This is a genomic window from Ectobacillus polymachus, assembly GCF_048159605.1.
Taxonomy (GTDB): domain Bacteria; phylum Bacillota; class Bacilli; order Bacillales; family Bacillaceae_G; genus Ectobacillus; species Ectobacillus polymachus.
In genome coordinates, this window is the sequence record NZ_JBLREB010000001.1 from 1772170 (window position 1) to 1791744 (window position 19575).

The following is a 19575-nucleotide window of genomic DNA, read 5'->3' on the forward strand; positions in this document are numbered from 1 at the left end:
AAAAAAGCAATGCTGCTACTATTATAGAAAGCCTTAAAAAGGAATGTCAAATGAAGTCATAGTGTTTCATACTCATGTACAGAAGCAAGCGGAGTTTTGTATGCTTCCATTGTTAAGTATGTCATATAATCACCTGTTGAAAGCGTAAGAACATCATTTACTAGCTGAAATAATTTCATTTCTCCATCGATTTTTTTCCATTTTTTCACTTTCAAACAATCCCATATCTCTTGCGTTGTTACTCGATCGTATCCTAGAACTTTAAATTCTTCCACTTTGCTGGCAATTACAACCTTCAATTGCTCACGATAAGCATCTGCTGGATGTTCTTTCACAACCATCGTGGTCTCCTCCATTTCACTTTAGGCGTTTGTATCTAGAAACAAGGGACTTCCCCCAATCTCAAAACTTGTAAACATACAACTTGTCATGCTTGTCATATATATAAGCATATAAATTATTGTAAATCATTCTGGAGCTTTTGAGAAGGTGGGAACGAAATGACGAAGCAAAGCTTTTTACGCGGAACGTTTATTTTAATTCTCGCAGGACTAGCCACGAAGGTACTTGGCTTCCTAAATAGAATTGTTATGGCAAGAATTCTAGGTGAAGAAGGCGTCGGACTGTACATGATGGCAGTACCAACATTCATATTAGCTATTACAGTAACACAGCTTGGGCTTCCTGTGGCAATTGCAAAACTTGTAGCAGAAGCAGAAGCAAAGTCTCAACCTCATAAAGTGAAGCAAATCCTATCAGTATCTCTAGCTGTCACATTGTTACTTAGCATTGTATTTACTGTTGGAATCTTCCTTGCGGCACCCATTATTTCGAAAATGCTATTAACAGATTCACGAACATATTATCCACTTATTGCAATCCTGCCGGTCGTTCCCATTATCGCTATTTCTTCTGTATTACGAGGTTATTTCCAGGGAAAACAAAATATGAAGCCTGGGGCACTATCTCAAGTTCTTGAACAAGTTGTCCGCATTATTCTGATTGCCGTTTGCATTCGTGCATTTCTTCCATTCGGTATTGAATTTGCTGCCGCTGGTGCTATGATTTCAGCAGCAGCAGGGGAACTAGCCTCCCTCGCTTACATGCTGTATATATTTAAAAGAGAAAAACCTATTTCTATCACTTCTCATTTTTTACAAACTGTACAAAACAGCAAGCATACATTTCAATCATTAATGTCTATTGCCTTGCCAACTACAGGAAGTCGGTTGATTGGATCTATTTCATACTTTATTGAACCTATCGTGATTGTACAAAGTCTAGCCATTGCAGGAGTATCAACAAGCATTGCGACGAGGCAATACGGGGAATTAAATGGATATGCCCTGCCTTTACTCTTATTGCCTTCTTTTATTACGTATGCACTCTCTACATCTCTTGTTCCTTCTGTAAGTGAAGCAATGGCAAAAAAGCAGCATAGACTTGTTGAATACCGATTGCAGCAGGCACTGCGATTATCCTTTCTTTCAGGAGGATGGTCTGTCGTAATTTTGTATGTATTTGCAAATCCAATCATGTCGCTCATGTATGGTACCGATCATGCTGCTATCTATGTAAAGGTCCTTGCTCCTTGTTTTCTATTTTATTATTTTCAAGGTCCGCTTGCATCGGTACTTCAAGCGCTCGATTTAGCAAAGGCAGCGATGTTTAACAGTTTCATTGGCACGATTGTAAAAATAATTGTTATTTTTGCACTTGCTTCTCGTCCAGAATTTCAAATCATGGGTGTTGCACTTGCCATTGCAACTGGTTTACTCGTGGTTACATTTCTGCATTATGCGACACTTCTAAAGAGAATTACCTTTACGATTTATGCAAGAGACTATTTGTATGGTTTGCTCGCTATTTTTCTTGCAGGAGTAGTAGGGTATTCCTGTAATCTTTATACATTTTCTTCATCATCAGGGATTCAAACACTAATTTCCATCCTTATCACTAGCTTCGTATATGCAATTTTAATTATTGTATTTCGTCTCATTCGTAAAGAAGAATTACAACGATTTCCATTACTACGGATTGGATTCTTAAAGTAATAAAGTGAAACTTTCCTACTATCATTCATCCGTCATATCAATAAAAAATTGTCCGTTTTGATAGGTGCAATAGGAGATATTCTTTATATCCTTATAGCCGAGCTCTCGCAGCTTCTGTCTCAGCCATAAATTGGTCTTATTTATCATTTGCAGATGCTGATCTTGAATGACTCCATCCATAATAAGAGGAAGAGTAAACACATGCGTAGACTCTTTGTTTTTATCACTCCTTTCCTTTGGAAAAACCGATAGTTTCCCTGAAGGTTCTAAGATTGCATATTCGACATCACGAACATCGCCAATATCTTTCTCACGAAGCTGTAAGAGCAGATCATCCAAATTATAGCGTTGCTTACGCATTTGCTTTTCATCTATTTTGCCTTCTCGTATCAAAATAACTGCTTCACCCTCTAATAACCTTCGTGCCCGCTGACTCTTTATAGAAATATAGGCTACGCAAAGCTGCAAAGCTGCAAGTACCGTCATGGGAACAATTTGATGTGAAACATGCTTGTCCAGATTTTCAATGGCGATTACAGCTAATTCACTCAGCATAAGAAATACAACTAAATCGAGTACATTTAATTCACCGAGTTCTCTCTTTCCCATCAATCGAAAAAGGATAATGATAATTGCGTACAACAATATCGTTCGACCAGCTATTGCTAGAAGATCCATCCTTATCACACCTATCATCTTGTTTTTTTCTATGTTTCCCTTCATGATTAAAACTATAACCTACCTTTTTCCAGAAAAAAGTAGTCTATCTCCTTGCTTGTCAAAATAAGCTTGTAAGAGAGGAGGGATTACCATGACAGAAACAAAAAAAATAACAACGGCTATCATGTTTGGTCTCGGAATGATTCTACTTCTAGCTGCTATTACAAGCTTTTTTGTTGCATTACTTGCTAAGCTAACTACTATAAGTGATTCTACACTCTCTATCATTATTTTTGTGTGTGCCATCATATCTATGGCTATAGCAGGAATTATCGCTGGAATAAAGGCGAAAGGAAAAGGATGGATCGTTGGCAGTTTGACAGGCGTCTCCTTTACCATTCTTGTATTTCTTATCAATTACTTAGGCTTTAGTAAGGGAATCTCTAGCGGGGGTCTTCTTTATCATATTGGATGCATAGGTGCTAGTACAATGGGAGGCATCATTGGAGTAAATACCGTAAAAAAAGGGTAAAAAAAAACCTTGGCAAACGCCAAGGTTTTTTGAATTACGAAATATAAGCCTTTTTACTTTTCTAATTACGCTTTAACTGTTTCACGAATTGCATTACGCTCAAATGTAAGATGTGATCCATCTCCAGTTTTGATGATTACAGTTGTATCATTAATAGAATCAACAACACCGTGCAACCCGCCAATTGTTATGACGCGATCTCCTTTAGCTAAGCTGCTTTGCATTTCATTTACTGCCTTTTGTTTTTTTTGTTGCGGACGGATTAATAAGAAATAAAATACGACCAACATTAAAATAAGTGGTAATACTTGTACGAGAAACGTATTCATGCGTTTCGTCCTCCTTCGCTTATGTACATATTAAAAGTTTTTTGCATTTGGTTTGTTAAAGCCATATTGTTCAAAAAATTCTTCTCGAAAATCACCAAGGCGATCCTCACGTATGGCTTGCCGCACCTGCTCCATCAATTTTAGCAGAAAATAAAGATTATGGTAAGATGTTAAACGAATTCCGAATGTTTCTTCTGATTTAATTAAATGACGAATATACGCACGAGAATAATTTTTACACGTATAGCAATCACAGTTCGGATCCAGAGGTCCAAAATCTCTTGCATACTGTGCATTTTTTATTACAACACGGCCTTGACTCGTCATACACGTACCATTTCTTGCAATTCGAGTAGGTAATACACAATCAAACATATCAATACCCCGAATCGCTCCATCAATTAAAGAATCTGGTGAACCAACTCCCATCAAATAACGAGGTTTATTCGCTGGCAATAATGGTGTTGTAAAATCTAGGACGCGATTCATGACTTCCTTCGACTCCCCAACAGAGAGCCCTCCTACTGCATAGCCAGGAAAATCGAGAGCAACTAAATCACGTGCGCTCTGACGACGAAGATCCTCATATTCTCCTCCTTGCACGATTCCAAATAATCCTTGATCGTTAGGACGTTTATGTGCTTGCAGACAACGCTCTGCCCAGCGACTCGTCCGTTCAACCGATTTTTTCATATAGTCATATTCTGCAGGGTATGGAGGACATTCATCAAAAGCCATCATAATATCTGATCCGAGAGCATTTTGGATTTCCATCGCCTTCTCCGGAGATAAAAAGAGCTTATCACCATTTAAATGGTTACGAAAATGAACGCCTTCTTCTTCAATCTTGCGAAAATCACTTAAGCTAAACACTTGAAAGCCGCCTGAATCCGTTAAGATAGCCCGGTCCCAATTCATAAAGGAATGCAAGCCACCTGCTTCCTTCACAATTTCATGCCCAGGGCGAAGCCATAGATGATACGTATTGCTTAATATAATCCCAGCATTCATTTCTTTTAACTCTTCTGGTGACATTGTTTTTACAGTGGCAAGCGTTCCAACTGGCATGAAAATTGGGGTTTCAAATGAACCGTGCGGCGTATGAACTCTGCCAAGACGTGCACCTGTTTGTTTGCAAGTTTTAATTAATTCATAGGTTACTGCTGCTACCATAGGTAACTCCTTTCCTATCTGACCCACTATATAATTAACATAGCATCTCCAAAGCTGAAGAACCGATATTTTTCTGCTACAGCTTCGTTATATGCATGTAGGACATGATCTCTTCCGGCTAAAGCACTAACAAGCATAATAAGGGTAGATTTAGGCAAATGAAAGTTCGTTATCAGCCCATCAATTGCTTTGTACTCATAGCCAGGGTAAATAAAAATATTAGTCCAGCCAGAGCATGCACGGAACGGTCCTTCGGTAATTGTTGCAATTGTTTCTAATGTTCTCGTTGAAGTGGTTCCAACAGAAATAATACGTCCTCCGGCTTGTTTCGTTTTATTTAGAAGCTCGGCAGTTTCCTCTGACATAGAGTAGTATTCGGAGTGCATCGTATGATCCTCAATATTTTCAGCGGAAACAGGACGAAATGTTCCAAGACCAACATGTAAAGTAATAAATGCCAACTGAACTCCCATATCCTTTAGAGATTGCAACAGTTCTGTCGTAAAATGCAGGCCTGCCGTTGGAGCAGCCGCTGATCCTACTTCCTTCGCATAGACTGTTTGGTAACGGTCTTGATCTTCCAGCTTCTCTTTTATATAAGGAGGAAGAGGCATTTCACCAAGCTCATCTAAGATTTCATAGAAAATTCCTTCATACGAAAATTTAAGCTTACGTCCTCCTTGTTCCTCGGTACCAATACAAACTGCCTGTAGCTTTCCATCACCAAAGGAAAGTACCGTTCCTTCCTTTACGCGCTTTGCAGGCTTCACGAGCGTTTGCCAACAATCGTTTTCCTCTTGTTTTAGGAGAAGAACTTCAATGTGTGCACCGGTATCTTCTTTTATTCCATACAAACGAGCTGGCATTACCTTTGTTTCATTTAGAACGAGGCAATCTCCAGGTTGTAAGTACGAAACAATATCATAAAAATGCTTATGCTGAATGTCTCCTGTTTTTCGATTCAACACCATTAAACGAGAGGTTGCTCGCTTCTCTAAAGGCGTTTGTGCAATTAATTCTTCCGGTAAATCAAAATCAAATTCATTAATATCCATTATTCCACCTTGTTTCTATTTCAATCTTTGAATAAAGAGAACCCTCACAAAAGTTAGGAGTTTTCCTTTGAAATTTCTCCTGATAGTTTATCTAATTACAATGAGATACTCCCTACAACTAAGAATAGCTTTGACATATCTATCATTCTTTAGGCATTCTCTTGTGAAAATGCTCATAGGCGAGTGATGTAACAATCCGACCACGGGGTGTCCGCTGCAAAAAGCCAATTTGCAGTAAATATGGCTCATACACATCTTCAATTGTATGCGATTCTTCTCCAATAGTCGCTGCTATTGTTTCTAAGCCAACCGGTCCTCCTTGGAACTTTTCCATTATAGTAAGAAGGAATTTGTGGTCAATATGATCCAATCCTAATGCATCTACTTGAAGAAGAGATAGCGATAGCTCTGTAATCTCAAGAGTAATCGTTCCATTACCTCGTACTTGTGCAAAGTCTCTAACACGCCGTAATATACGATTTGCGATACGGGGAGTTCCACGTGAACGTCTTGCTATTTCTGCAGCTGCAACCTTGTCTATTTTAACAGAAAAAACCTCAGCCGTACGTTTAACAATGGAAGTCAATTGATCCTCAGTATAATACTCTAAGCGTGATAATACACCAAAGCGATCTCGCAATGGCGCAGATAAGGAACCAGCTCGTGTCGTGGCCCCAACAAGTGTAAAGGGCGGTAAATCAAGTCGTACTGATTTAGCAGTAGGACCTTTCCCAATGACGATATCTAAACAAAAATCCTCCATAGCTGGGTACAGCACTTCTTCAACAGAACGATGTAAACGATGTATTTCATCAATAAACAGCACATCACCAGGTTCTAAAGCTGTAACGACAGCAGCTAAATCTCCAGGACGTTCTATGGCTGGCCCTGAAGTGGTTCGCAAATTTACTCCCATTTCATGGGCGATAATGGTGGCTAGTGTCGTTTTTCCAAGTCCAGGAGGACCGTACAAAAGCACATGATCAAGTGTTTCTTCTCGCATCTTTGCTGCTTCAATAAAAATTTCAAGATTTTGTTTTACTTTCTCTTGACCTATATATTGCTGTAAATGCAGCGGACGTAAAGAATATTCAAGCTCTTTGTCATCCAATACCGATTCACCTGTAACAAGACGTTCATCCATGCTTCTCACCTCTTACCATGTAATAGAAGCTGTAGCGCCTTTTTCATGTATTGCTCGGTTGATAATGATTCCTGCTTTAAATCAGGCACAATACGGGAAATCTCCCTTTCCGAATATCCAAGAACTTGAAGCGCCTCCATGGCTTCCTCTAACTCAGTATTTGAATGCCTTGTTTCCAATTCAACAGGATCAGAAAACAAATTAGGAAATGCGTCAGGAACAACATCTGCTAGCTTTCCTTTTAAATCAAGTATCATTTGACGTGCTGTTTTCTTACCAACTCCAGGAAATTTCACAAGAAAATTCTCATCTTCCTGTTCAATTGCTTGAACAAGCTGCGTTGTCTCTCCTGAAGCTAAAATAGCCAATGCCCCTTTAGGTCCAATACCAGACACGCCAATTAGCTTCATAAACAATGAACGTTCCTCACGCTGCCCAAATCCATATAAGGCGATAACATCTTCTCGAACGTACTGATATGTAAAAATTCGAATCGCTTTGTCACTTCTTTGAAATACGTATGGATTTGGTGTAAATAATTGAAACCCGATCCCATTATAATCGAGAACAATGTATTCAGGCCCTACAAATTCTACACAACCTGTTATATATTCAAACAACGTTTGTCCTCTCCCTATCAAGTCATGTATTCCATTTTAACATAAGTTTCGATCGTTCGCATAACGAGAAAAACATGGGGAAAAACTGTACATTGAAAAGGGTAACACAAGCGGAAAGTTATCTCTCCTTTTTGTGTTACCCATACCTAACTTATTCTCTGCTACTTTACAGAATACTGCTGAAGTGTTTCTAATACTTGCTCATATTTTTTTTTGGATTTCACACGAATACCGCGTTCTAGCTGTTCTTTGCGATAGCTTTCCAGCTTCTTCATGTCTAACTGAAAAAAAGAATGAATCGCATTATTAGAATGTGGTACTCCTCGGTACAGCTGAAGCATCCCCTGTTTAGAAACACCAAAATAACCGCTCGTCTTTAATAATGGTGAAATATCATCGATACGCTTTTGCATCACCAACTGCGAATCATCACGTTCTACAAGCTGCCAATCTTGATACAATTTCAACATTGCCTCTATATTCGTTACTTTTTCTGTAATGATTTCTTCACTCACTTCGCCATCTACATAGTAACGCTGTAAAATAACCGTAATGGACGGTTCTTTCTCCAATAATATGCGTTCCGGCTCTTTTGCAAAGCTAGAAAGAGGAGCTTCGAAAAGGAAAGCACTTCCGCATGCGAGTATCAATGTTAACTTCACTAGGAAGTTCATCAATCTTCACCTCTTTCAAACTAAATAGTATTGGAATAAGCACTTACATGTTCCACTATTAGTTTGACCATATGAAGAAGTTTTATCCAACTTTAATAATAGATCGGATGCACAAAAAAAACAGGAGAAACACATGCTCTGCGTTCTCCTGTTTACCTATTATTTTACATCACATTTCGAAACATACTGTCCATATCCGTTCGCATGCTAGGCGTCATCGTTCCCCTTAGTAAGTTAGTACTCATGGTCTGAACTTTATTATACGATGCTTCATCGGATAATATCTTTACATTTCGTCCTTGAGTAATTGGTGCAATCTCTTTCGAAACTGCATCTACCGCTTTTTTCTCTTCACCTTTTACGCGCGGTAGTATCGCTACAAGAACATCGTTTCCTTTCACAATCGTTGCACCTTTCCCTACTTCATTCAGGCGCGTAATCCGATTTGTAATATCCTCTGCCAATGTACGGTCTCTTTGAGAATCGTATCCATTCATAGTAACATTACGTGTTGGGTTCGCATTATAGAAATTTGCATTACGTGTCGGGTTTGCGTTATAGAAATTTGCCTGAGGAGTTGGGTTCGTATAATAATTATACGCAACGTTACCCTGTTTCCGATGAATGTCTTGATTAATTTTTGAGTATCTAACATCCCCATAATTAGGTGCTGTAACCACATTCGTAGGATAGGTTACATTTGTAGAATAGGTAGACGGTGCATATGAATTTGGATAATTGGTAACGTTAGTACGATAAATATCCCGATTAATTTTTGAATATCTAATTTCTCCATAATTAGGTGTTGTATCCGCATTTGTAGGATAGGTTACATTTGTATATGGAGGATATCCACCAGGGTAATTGGTAACTCCTTGATAAGATGTACGTGTATATCCCGTATCTTGAGCAGTTTGTCTTCCCTGATCCATTGCGGTATTTTTTGGTGCAGTCGTACAAGCTGTTAATGTGCCAGCAAGAACAGCTGCAATCGTAAGCAGTTTCGTTTTTTTATGCAATGTAAAACACCCCCATTACTAAGAGTAAGCCTTTATTAGGCTCACTTTTATATTGACTCATGAGGGTGTTTTTTAAACTAACAGATATTGTTTAGAATTTTGGCGGTGCTGCTGCTAAATGACGTTTATGTTCAGAACGAGCATGCATTTTTTCAATGATAACACGATCTTTTTCTGGAATTTCTTCCCCTTTTAAATATTTGTCAATCATATTGTATGTCGTTCCCATTTCATTTTCATCAGTCTGACCTTCCCAAAGACCAGCGGTAGGTGCTTTATGTATAATATCATTAGGAACACCCAATGCTTCTGCGAGTTCTCTTACTTCACCTTTTGTAAAGTTTACAAGAGGTACAAGGTCAACTCCACCATCTCCATATTTAGTAAAATAGCCTGTATGCCATTCAGCAGCATTATCTGTACCTACAACTAAATAGTTAAAGTTATTTGCTACTGCATACAACGTAGACATACGTAGACGTGCTCTCGTATTTGCATCACCTAACTTGGCTCTTTCTTCATTCCAAGTTCCTGCGTCCTTTAATTGCTTTTCAATTTCACTAAATAATGTTTTATGAGTGTCTGTTAAAGAAATCACATAGTGATCAATACCACTGCTTTCCACTACTTTTAAAGCATCTTCTGCATCCTTGGAATTACTTTTACAAGGCATGATGAGACCTACTGAGTTATCTGGAAATGCCCGTTTAATAAGATTTGTTACAACTGCAGAGTCAATTCCACCACTAATACCTACAATCGCACCATTTGCGTGAGCTTCTTTTGCCTTTAATTGCAGCCATTCCACAAGCTTTTGTATTTTATCTTCCATGTTTCTATACTTCCCTTCGTAAGTTTGTGATTATGTTATCATATTATATATTCGTTCGACAAATTGTAAACGATACAGAAATTGTTTTTTTGTGAAATCGATGAATCTCTCCTCGTAATATGGTTTTTGACAAGCAGGAAGTTTTAGAAAATAATACCACTCTCGTAAAAGATCTTCTGGAAATACTAATAAACGAAGGAAAACAGAATCGTGAAGTAGCCATTTTAATTCGTCATATTCAAATAATGACTCGAAAGACCAATCCTCGAAGGGTAGTACACAGTGACACCATTTCATATAATCATAATAAACAGGACCAAAGCTCATGCAGTCAAAATCAATAAGATACACATCTGTACTCTTAAGAAAATTATGATGAATCACATCACCATGAAGGAAGGAATGAAGTACACTTTTTAAAGATAAACCACTAGATAGTGTAAAGTAGGACCAATCTAATACTTGCTTCTGTACAGACTCTCCAACATAGAAAGAAATTGTTGATCTATGTACGTACAATGTATGCAAACGTGCCCACATTTTTCTTTGCAAAGATAAATTTGGTACAACGCCGTAAAGTTTTTTAGGTAGTTTTCGTGCATACAAATGATAAAGATGTAGTGTCTTTAGGGCAAGTTTTCGATTTTCTTTCCTTTCAAATGTAAAGGGTACTGTTTCTTCCAAGGCATCATATAGTAACCAATACTTAGAAAGGAATTGCTCATATATGTTCCCATTTGGAAACAAACGGACGTAAGAGGTTAATGTAAAACCTGTTTGTTGTAATTCTTCAGAAATTAGGACTTGCTTCCACATTTTATCGAATGTTGCATATCCTTTTAATATAAATCGTTTATCCCTTGTTTCGATTAAAAATACATGGTCTTTTAATGAAGTAAGATACGTGACAATCATACCTACATGAGTTAAAAAGGAGAAAAGGCGATTTGTTATCCCATCGCCTTTTTTTAATTCTTTATGATTCATCTTCATCATCAATCGTTGGTTCTCCAAATAATTGCTGGTCCTGACGATAGTATGGCATTTGTGGATATGGAGCATACGGCGAAGAAGGTAAGAATCCTGTTTGTTGATAGGATGGATAATAGGGCCCAGGCTGAGGTGCAAAAGGATATTGTGGCTCTTCACAACCGCAATCTTCCTCTACAGGAGCTGCTTGATTACTTAAAGCAGGAGCAACATTACTGCTTGGTGTTGGCATAAATAGAGATGATGATTCATAAGGAATCTGTTGGTATTCCATAGGCATTGTTGGATCATACGGAATTTGCATTTGATCCATTCCCAGTGGGCTTCCATATGGTAATTGATATGGTGCTGACATATATGACGGAGCATATGGTTGTGCGTATGGTTGCACATATGGCTGTCCGTATGGCGGTGCATATGGCTGTCCGTATGGCGGCGTATATGGCTGTCCGTATGGCGGTGCATATGGCTGTCCGTATGGCGGCGTATATGGCTGTCCGTATGGCGGTGCATATGGCTGTCCGTATGGCGGTGCATATGGCGGTGCATATGGCGGTGCATATGGCGGTGCACATGGCTGTTCGTATGGCTGTTCGTATGGCTGTTCGTATGGCTGTTCGTATGGCGATACAAATGACGGTGCATATGGCGGTGTGTAACCTCCATATACTGGTGAATCAGCTTGCATACCAGCATCGAATGTAGGTACAACTGGCTGAATAGCATCAAAAGGTACAACTGGCTGCTGCGTGGCTGGTTGAGAGTATATCGGCTCAATAGGTTGTACTTGCACTTGTTGAGGAGGTAGCTGAGCTGTAGGATTCATGATGTCCCCTATTGGTGAAACGAGAGGACCTGCAGCTAAATCTTGTGGAACTCCTTTTCCTACTTCCGGAGGTAAATAAGGATGAGTGACATCGATAATAGGTAAGACTCCTTCTTTTGGGCTTTCTTGCATACTTACATTTGGGACTTCATTCGATTTACTTACAGGGGCTTTCATAACATTTGGATGATCAGAAGCTGAAGCTACTATATTTACATGATCAGTAATATGTTCTATGGAAGGCAATGCTTGCTCTTGTTTTTTTGCCACCTCAGGCACTTTTAATTCCTTTGCGATATTTATATCCTTCATTGGTGACTGCGGAGGTTGCGGTAAAATATTTACAGAAAACTCTTTTCCTTCTGTTTTCATAGAAGGTTCGCTTTTTGCAATTGGCTTTACAACTGGCGCTTTTTCCGCCTTTTCTGCAGCTTTTACGGCCGCCTTCACCGCTTTTACAACTGCAGGGGCAACTTCCTTTCCCTTCTTCACAATAGGGGCAATTCCCTTTTCCTTTTTCACTGCAGGAGCAACTTCCTTTTCCTTCTTCACGACGGGAGCAACTTCTTTTTCCTTCTTCACTGCAGGGGCAACTGGTACTTCTTTTTTCACTGCTGGAGCAACTGGTACTTCTTTTTGGACTGGCTTGACTTGTATTTCCTTTTGAACGGGTTTTACTTGTGTTTCCTTTTGAACTTGCTTAACTTGCACCTCTTTTTGCTTGACACCTTGCTCTGCAGGCTTTTTAGATACAGCTTCTGTTTTCATTTTCGGCTCTTCTTCTTCTTGTATGGAAAGAAGTTTCGGTTCCGCAGGAAATTCCTTCTGCTGTACTTCCTTCACATATTCCTTTGGCTGTGCAGATCCTGCTCCTGCATACTTAACAGGAACACCTCCTGATGGAACTTTAATTTTCATTCCCGGCATAATTAAATCTGGATTGCTAAGCTGAGCATTGACACTCTTTAGCTCCTCAAAATCTACGCCATACTTTTTGGAAATTTTCCAAAGAGTTTCACCTTTTTGTACGATATGAATTTTCAAATTTTCCCCCTCCTGTGCGACTTCTCTATGATAGAAACTGCACAATTCCAAGCGCGGTGTCACTTCACAACAATGTATGCATAGAACAATTTTTTTATGAACAGGGGGTAAAAAGAAAAAAGAGACGGCTATTAGGTAAAAATACGTCTCCATATAAAGTGAAACTTCCCTCGGTGGGGTTTTTTTCCACCGAGGGTTAGCCCGCCCAATCGGACTTTTACGGACAGTTGTCCCCCACTTAGCCTTCTCCGTTTTCTCTAAGCCTTGAAGTGGGGGTCTTACTGCCCGTTAAAGCGGGATATAATATTTTCTTATCATGCAAGCATTCGATGAAGAGCAAGCTTTGCCTCCATTGCAACTTTCTGCTCTACTTGAATAACATTTACTACTTCATTTCTTTCTAAGGCTTCCAATGTCCATAACAGATGTGGCAAGTCAATACGATTCATTGTTAAGCAAGGACACATAAATGGGTTTAAGGAAATAATCTGCTGTTCGGGATGCTGATGGATTAAACGCTGAACTAAATTCATTTCTGTTCCAATCGCCCATTTACTTCCTGGTGGTGCATGCCGAATGGTATCAATAATATATTTAGTGGAACCAGCAGCATCTGAAGCAGCCACCACTTCATGGCAACATTCCGGATGCACAATCACCTTCATGTCAGGATATTGGCTCCGTACATAATCAATATTTTTAACGGTGAAATTTTGATGGACGGAGCAATGCCCTTTCCAAAGAATAACCTGAATATCTTCTGTTTTCCCTTCAAACTCTAACGTATCTGTATGAGGATCCCATATGGCCATATGGGTAAGCGGTACACCTAATTCATATGCTGTATTTCGTCCTAAATGCTGATCTGGTAAAAATAGAATACGCTCCTTTTGTGTAAATGCCCAAGACACCATTTCTTTTGCATTCGAAGATGTAACGGTCGCTCCGCCATTTCTACCGCAAAACGCCTTAATAGCGGCAGTTGAATTAACATAGGTCAATGGCAAAATAGTATCTCCAAACAAGTTTTGTAGCAATTGCCAAGCTCTTTCCGTTTGAAAGATGTCAGCCATATCGGCCATCGAACAGCCAGCCCGCATATCAGGTAACACGACAATTTGTTCATTCGTCGTTAGTATATCAGCGGTTTCCGCCATAAAATGTACCCCGCAAAAGACTATATATTCCGCCTTTGTGTTCTTTGCTGCAATCTGTGCAAGTTGAAGGGAATCGCCTGCTGCATCTGCAAATTGCATCACTTCATCTTTTTGATAATGATGTCCTAGAATAAATAGCTTCTCCCCAAGCTTCTGTTTAATCTCCCAGACACGTCTTTCCATTTGTTCCTGAGACATAAGATGATACCGTTCGGGCAGTGTGAGTTGTCCCATTTGGTTCGCTAGATCTAAAATACTCATGATTTCACTCCTTTAATATTGAAACTTATATCAAGTGCTTGAACGGAATGAGTAAGCATACCTAGTGAAATATAATCCACACCTGTTCGTCTATACTCTCTTAAATTGGATAAAGTAATGCCGCCCGATGCTTCTGTTATCACTTCCTTAGGTACCAGACGATGAAATTCTTCTATTTCCCTCGGTGAGCGATTATCAAACATAATAATATCTGCTCCTGCCTTAACTGCTTCTAGTACTTGTTCCCTTGTTTCCGTTTCTACCTCGATTTTCACCATATGCCCAAGTTGCTTCTTCAACGTTTCCACTGCTTTCGTAATGGAACCAGCAAACGCAATATGATTGTCTTTAATCATTACCCCATCATACAAGCCAAACCGATGATTATAGCCGCCCCCGCATGTTACTGCATATTTGTCAAACATACGAAGACCAGGCATTGTTTTTCTTGTATCACAAATACGGGTATGATCATCGTCTAACAGCTTTACTGCCTGATTTGTGACAGTCGCAATTCCACTCATTCGCTGAATCAGATTCAAAATGACTCGTTCTCCTGTTAGCAGCGCTACAATCTTCCCCTTAACAGTAGCAAGTATTTCCCCCTTGTGTACCTCTTCCCCATCGTGTTTATAAATCTCTACTTTGGTCGAAGGATCGAGGAGCCGAAACCCCATTTTAATAATATCTGTTCCTGCAATAATCCCATCCTCTTTAATAAGAAATGTTCCTGTTGCCTCGGAATGCTCAGGAAAAATAAGCTGTGTGGTAATATCACGGTCGCCTAAGTCTTCTAGAAAGAACGATTCTAATACTTGTTTCAATTTAAGTAGATTCATCGTTTCACCCTCCTTTTTTACGCCAATTGATGAGCCTCTGTTTTTTTTGCTAATACGATGGGTTCATGTGTTTGACCCAGTATTGGAAAATCACTTCGATAATGTCCCCCGATACTTTCTTTTCGCTGCAAGGCGGCTGATGTAATTAAATTTGCAGCGGTCAACATGTTAATAAGGGTAATCTCGTCATTTGAATACGATTCATCTATAGAAATATCTTTATACGGTGTAAGCCACTGTTTCATATGGACCAAGCCCTTTTCTGTTCTTACAATCCCTACATATTTCATCATCTTCTCTTGAATTTCTTGTTTAGAAGGGAGAGTCATTCTCTTCTTTCCTTCACTTATGCGTATATTTTCTTTCTTTGGCATTTCATTACCCTGTCTTCGTAAATATTCTCCCAGTCGATGACCAAATACAATTCCTTCTAAAAGCGAATTACTAGCAAGCCGATTTGCTCCATGAACCCCATTGCATGCTACTTCCCCTACGGCATATAATCTTGGAATCGATGTTTCTCCATCAAGATTTGTCTGAACTCCCCCCATATGAAAATGCGCGCCTGGTACTACAGGAATCCGCTGCTGCTTAGCTAGCAATAGTCCATGTTCTTCACACAATGCAGTAATCATAGGAAACCGAGATGTAAATGAATCAATCATCGAAATATCCAAATAGACTTTTTCTCCATTCATCATTTGCTTATGAATGGCACGAGCTACAACATCTCTTGGAGCTAGATCTGCTAGTGGATGCAGAGATTGCATAAATCGCTCTCCCTTAGCATTCACTAAAATAGCTCCTTCCCCGCGAACCGCCTCTGACACCAATCCACAGGACCGATTGTTCATATAGAGCATTGTCGGATGAAATTGTACAAATTCTAAATCAACAACATTTGCTCCCGCCCGATACGCCATAGCTAGTCCGTCTCCTGTTATCGTTCCATCATTCGAGCTAAAAGAGTAAAGAGAGCCAACTCCACCCGTTGCTAATATGGTATGACTCGCATAATACGTTTTGATCACATTCTGCTCATCTCGCGTCATTACGCCGATACATACTCCGTCTTGTATTAATAGTTCAAGAACCATTTCATTCTCTACAATCGTTACATGCTCTGTAACCTGTTCGCGAATATGCGAAAGGACATGCATACCTGTAGCATCCCCGCCTGCATGTAATATACGGTTTGTACTGTGGGCTCCTTCCTTACCAAGACTTAATCCCTTCTTACTTCTATCAAACTTCATACCATTTTTGATTAATCGATTCATTTCAATAGGAGCTTGCATAGTAAGATACGAAACGGCCTCCTGATTGTTGTAATGACACCCTGCATGCAAGGTATCATCATAATGATTTATCCAATGATCTGAGGAAGCGACAGCTGCAGCAATTCCCCCCTGTGCCTTCCAAGAATTATTATCATTTTTCATTTTCTTTGTGATTATAATCACATTCTTTTCCTCACAAATTTGCTGTGCTACACATAGAGCAGCAATACCGCTGCCTATAATAAGAACATCTGTAGCCTGCATAGGTTCGCCTCCTAAAGTATATATACAAGTGTCTTGACACCTATCTTTACATATTATTAAAATAATGACAAGAACTTTTTTGGATACGATGGAAACTTACAAATAGAAGTTATGAACGAAAGGAGGCTGACGATATGATTTATCTAGATTACGCTGCTACAACACCTATGAGTGATGAAGCTTTACAAACATATCAACAAGCAGCTGTCCAGTATTTCGGAAATGAGCAAAGTTTACATGACGTAGGTACACGTGCAAGTTCTTTGTTACAGGCTTGTAGAAAAAAACTTGCAACCTTTATAAACGGCAGGAAAGAGGGCATTTTCTTTACTAGCGGTGGCTCTGAATCAAATATGCTCGCTCTTCATTCCTTGCTTTTGGCACAGAAACGAAAAGGGAAACATATTATTTCTACTCCAATCGAACATGCATCAATACGTAACTATTTCCATGAATTAGAGAAAGATGGATTTTCCATTACGTATATACCTGTCGACAAATACGGTTTAATTGACATGAAAGCACTTGAGAATGCGATTCAACATAATACAGTTCTTGCAAGCATTCAGCATGCAAATTCTGAAATTGGAACCATTCAAAGACTTACAGAAATCGGTTCATTGTTAAAAAAGCATGATATACTATTTCATACAGATTGTGTACAAACATTTGGAAAAATACCGATTGATGTAGAGGCAATGAATATAGATTGTTTGTCTATTTCTGCCCATAAAATATATGGGCCAAAGGGTGTCGGCGCTTGCTACATGAATCCAAGGGTACAGTGGAAGTCCGTATGGGAAGGTACTTCCCATGAAAATGGATTTCGTCCTGGCACAGTTAATGTTCCAGGTATCGCTTCATTTTTGACTGCTGCTGAGATCATGATCAATAAACAAAATGAGGAAGCAAACCGTTTAGAAACATTACGACAACTATTTTGTGATGGGCTTCGCAACATTTCTCATCCTATTTCGATAGAGGGGCACAATACGTTACGAATGCCGAATATTGTTGGCGTTACAATTGAAGGAATAGAAGGACAATACACGATGTTAGAATGTAATCGAAATGGGATTGCCATATCTGTAGGAAGCGCTTGTCATAGTCATAAGCAAAATCCATCCCAAACGATGCTTGCTATAGGGAAAAGTCCAGAAACAGCTAAACAATATGTTCGTTTTTCATTCGGGGCTCATACAACGAAAGACCATATACACATTACACTTGAAGTAATTAAAAAAATGATTCATCAATTCTCTGGAGGCGCTTTTGTACTATGAACGAATCAAATAAAAAGAAAATTTTAGGAGAAGAGCGGAGAACCTATATCCTAGAGTGCTTACGTACGGCAAACCAGCCTTTATCTGGTAGTGAACTATCGAAAAAAACCCATGTAAGCAGGCAAGTAATTGTACAAGATATATCCTTACTAAAGGCAAGAAATGAACCAATTATTGCTACTTCTCAAGGGTATTTGTATTTAAAGCCTCAATCCATGCAATCTAGCTTTGAAAGAGTCATCGCCTGCATCCATAAACCGGAACGTGTTCGAGAAGAATTAACGATTTTAGTCGATCATGGTGTAACGGTTGAGGATGTAAAAGTTGAACATCCTATTTACGGAGATTTAACTGCCCCTATCATGGTAAGTACACGCCATGAAGTTGAGCAATATATGAATAAAGTATTGGATACAAAGGCTGCTTATTTGTCTCAGTTGACCGGAGGTATTCATCTTCATACGATTCGAGCAGATTCTGTTGAAAAGCTAAATGCCGTTTGTCTAGACTTAGAAAAGGCTGGCATTCTCTTAGAAGATTAATTTTCACCAAAGAGTGACATGACAAGTCACTCTTTTTCTTTATTCATAACAAGGATAATGACCGAGAGTCGATACCTGGCATCCAAGAGCTTCTAGCTCCATTTTTGCACCGGGTAATAAGATTGAATCAAATGGTCCTTCTACATCAATTATGAAAAAGTAGTTTCCTAGTCCTGTTTTCATCGGGCGTGATTCAATTTTACTTAGATTAAGCTTTCTCCACGCAAATGCTGCAAGCACCTGATACAAGGCTCCTGCATAGTCCGAAGGCAGCGTAATCATAAGCGTCGTCTTCTCTCCTTGCTTGTTACCGTTAAAGATAAGCTCCTCATTTTTTTGTTTATGCAAGACAACAAACTTCGTACGATTATTTTGATAAGTATGTATATCCTTCTTTACTGCAACAAGTCCATATTTTTCAGCTGCCAATTCATTTGCAATCGCACCAATTTGATATTCCGGATGCTCTTTCACATATAGTGCTGCAGCGCTCGTACTGTTCATTTCCTCCATGCGAACACCTTTTAAATGTGTATTCATATATTTATGACATTGTGCAAGCGCATGAGGATGAGAATATACAATTTTTGTACTTTCCCATGTTGCTTCGTGATCAGGATGTACAAGCAAATGCTGACGAACTGGAAGCGTAATCTCTCCAACAATGGAAAGGGGCTGTTCGTGAATTAAATAATCAATTGTAATATTTACTGATCCTTCAATCGCATTCTCCAATGGTACGACCGCAAAATCAATCGAACCGTCTGCTACTGCATCCATACAATCTGGAATCGTTGCATACGGAATGCGATTTGCCTCAGGAAAATGACGATTCACCGCCATATGCGTAAATGTTGCCTCTGGGCCTAAATATCCTACACGATAAGACATAATTTCCTCTCCTCTTTTTTGTTATGTTTCTAGTTATAACACGAAGTGGCTATTACTTCTATATATAATTCGAATATTCTTACAAAAAAGACTAGCATATAACAAT

The 19575-nt window shown here is 39.2% G+C and carries 19 protein-coding genes and 1 pseudogene; 4 read left to right on the top strand and 16 right to left on the bottom strand.

The genetic code is table 11. The annotated features are described in order from the left end of the window. Positions 1-56: 56 nt before the first annotated feature. On the bottom strand, positions 57-341 hold the full coding sequence (locus tag ACM5BR_RS09120; protein WP_416827441.1) for a post-transcriptional regulator: 285 nt from the start codon (positions 339-341) through the stop codon (positions 57-59). Positions 342-500: 159 nt separating this feature from the next. On the opposite strand from ACM5BR_RS09120, the gene spoVB reads away from it, so the two are divergent. Next, positions 501-2054, top strand: a complete 1554-nt coding sequence (gene spoVB / locus ACM5BR_RS09125; RefSeq protein WP_416827442.1) for a stage V sporulation protein B — start codon at positions 501-503, stop codon at positions 2052-2054. A 21-nt stretch (positions 2055-2075) separates the two neighbouring features. Here the strand turns inward: spoVB and ACM5BR_RS09130 are convergent, their stop codons facing one another. Then, entirely contained in the window at positions 2076-2732 is a 657-nt protein-coding gene (locus ACM5BR_RS09130; protein ID WP_416827444.1) for a DUF421 domain-containing protein, read from the bottom strand. Between the two features lie 133 nt (positions 2733-2865). Here ACM5BR_RS09130 and ACM5BR_RS09135 point away from each other — a divergent pair, with 133 nt between their 5' ends. Then, on the top strand, positions 2866-3246 hold the full coding sequence (locus tag ACM5BR_RS09135) for a TIGR04086 family membrane protein (protein WP_416827446.1): 381 nt from the start codon (positions 2866-2868) through the stop codon (positions 3244-3246). 65 nt (positions 3247-3311) lie between these two features. Here ACM5BR_RS09135 and yajC read toward each other — a convergent pair whose 3' ends face one another. The 13 genes and pseudogenes from yajC to nadB form a co-directional block, all read right to left on the bottom strand. Further along, positions 3312-3575, bottom strand: coding sequence for a preprotein translocase subunit YajC (yajC, locus tag ACM5BR_RS09140; protein ID WP_416827448.1), 264 nt, complete (start codon positions 3573-3575; stop codon positions 3312-3314). Between the two features lie 30 nt (positions 3576-3605). Further along, the gene (gene tgt / locus ACM5BR_RS09145) at positions 3606-4748 is read right to left on the bottom strand and encodes a tRNA guanosine(34) transglycosylase Tgt (protein WP_416827450.1); all 1143 of its coding nucleotides are present in this window, start codon (positions 4746-4748) and stop codon (positions 3606-3608) included. 26 nt (positions 4749-4774) lie between these two features. After that, positions 4775-5803 carry a tRNA preQ1(34) S-adenosylmethionine ribosyltransferase-isomerase QueA gene (gene queA / locus ACM5BR_RS09150; protein ID WP_416827452.1) on the bottom strand — a complete coding sequence of 343 codons (1029 nt, stop codon included), beginning with the start codon at positions 5801-5803 and terminating at the stop codon, positions 4775-4777. 142 nt (positions 5804-5945) lie between these two features. After that, positions 5946-6947, bottom strand: a complete 1002-nt coding sequence (ruvB, locus tag ACM5BR_RS09155; RefSeq protein WP_416827454.1) for a Holliday junction branch migration DNA helicase RuvB — start codon at positions 6945-6947, stop codon at positions 5946-5948. 5 nt (positions 6948-6952) lie between these two features. After that, on the bottom strand, positions 6953-7567 hold the full coding sequence (gene ruvA, locus ACM5BR_RS09160) for a Holliday junction branch migration protein RuvA (protein WP_416827456.1): 615 nt from the start codon (positions 7565-7567) through the stop codon (positions 6953-6955). A 161-nt stretch (positions 7568-7728) separates the two neighbouring features. Continuing rightward, positions 7729-8241, bottom strand: coding sequence for a BofC C-terminal domain-containing protein (locus tag ACM5BR_RS09165; protein WP_416827457.1), 513 nt, complete (start codon positions 8239-8241; stop codon positions 7729-7731). Positions 8242-8405: 164 nt separating this feature from the next. After that, positions 8406-9260, bottom strand: coding sequence for a YhcN/YlaJ family sporulation lipoprotein (locus ACM5BR_RS09170; protein ID WP_416827459.1), 855 nt, complete (start codon positions 9258-9260; stop codon positions 8406-8408). A gap of 91 nt (positions 9261-9351) precedes the next feature. Then, positions 9352-10092, bottom strand: a complete 741-nt coding sequence (nadE, locus tag ACM5BR_RS09175) for an NAD(+) synthase (protein ID WP_416827461.1) — start codon at positions 10090-10092, stop codon at positions 9352-9354. 30 nt (positions 10093-10122) lie between these two features. Beyond that, a complete protein-coding gene (locus tag ACM5BR_RS09180; protein WP_416827463.1) occupies positions 10123-11091 on the bottom strand; it encodes a hypothetical protein in 969 nt (322 codons plus the stop codon). Positions 11092-12786: 1695 nt separating this feature from the next. Further along, positions 12787-12952, bottom strand: a pseudogene (gene safA, locus ACM5BR_RS09185) (SafA/ExsA family spore coat assembly protein); the annotation flags it as partial. 314 nt (positions 12953-13266) lie between these two features. After that, positions 13267-14370, bottom strand: a complete 1104-nt coding sequence (nadA, locus tag ACM5BR_RS09190; RefSeq protein ID WP_416827465.1) for a quinolinate synthase NadA — start codon at positions 14368-14370, stop codon at positions 13267-13269. Next, on the bottom strand, positions 14367-15209 hold the full coding sequence (nadC, locus tag ACM5BR_RS09195; protein WP_416827466.1) for a carboxylating nicotinate-nucleotide diphosphorylase: 843 nt from the start codon (positions 15207-15209) through the stop codon (positions 14367-14369). Before nadC ends, nadA begins: the two co-directional genes overlap by 4 nt. A gap of 17 nt (positions 15210-15226) precedes the next feature. Then, positions 15227-16753 carry an L-aspartate oxidase gene (gene nadB / locus ACM5BR_RS09200; RefSeq protein WP_416827468.1) on the bottom strand — a complete coding sequence of 509 codons (1527 nt, stop codon included), beginning with the start codon at positions 16751-16753 and terminating at the stop codon, positions 15227-15229. Between the two features lie 134 nt (positions 16754-16887). Between nadB and ACM5BR_RS09205 the strand changes: the two genes are divergently transcribed. After that, positions 16888-18036, top strand: a complete 1149-nt coding sequence (locus tag ACM5BR_RS09205; protein WP_416827469.1) for an IscS subfamily cysteine desulfurase — start codon at positions 16888-16890, stop codon at positions 18034-18036. After that, positions 18033-18578, top strand: a complete 546-nt coding sequence (locus ACM5BR_RS09210) for a transcription repressor NadR (protein WP_416827471.1) — start codon at positions 18033-18035, stop codon at positions 18576-18578. The genes ACM5BR_RS09205 and ACM5BR_RS09210 overlap by 4 nt, the downstream gene beginning before the upstream one ends. Before the next feature lie 39 nt (positions 18579-18617). On the opposite strand, the gene pheA is transcribed toward ACM5BR_RS09210, so the two are convergent. Continuing rightward, positions 18618-19469 carry a prephenate dehydratase gene (pheA, locus tag ACM5BR_RS09215; RefSeq protein WP_416827473.1) on the bottom strand — a complete coding sequence of 284 codons (852 nt, stop codon included), beginning with the start codon at positions 19467-19469 and terminating at the stop codon, positions 18618-18620. Positions 19470-19575: the final 106 nt, after the last annotated feature.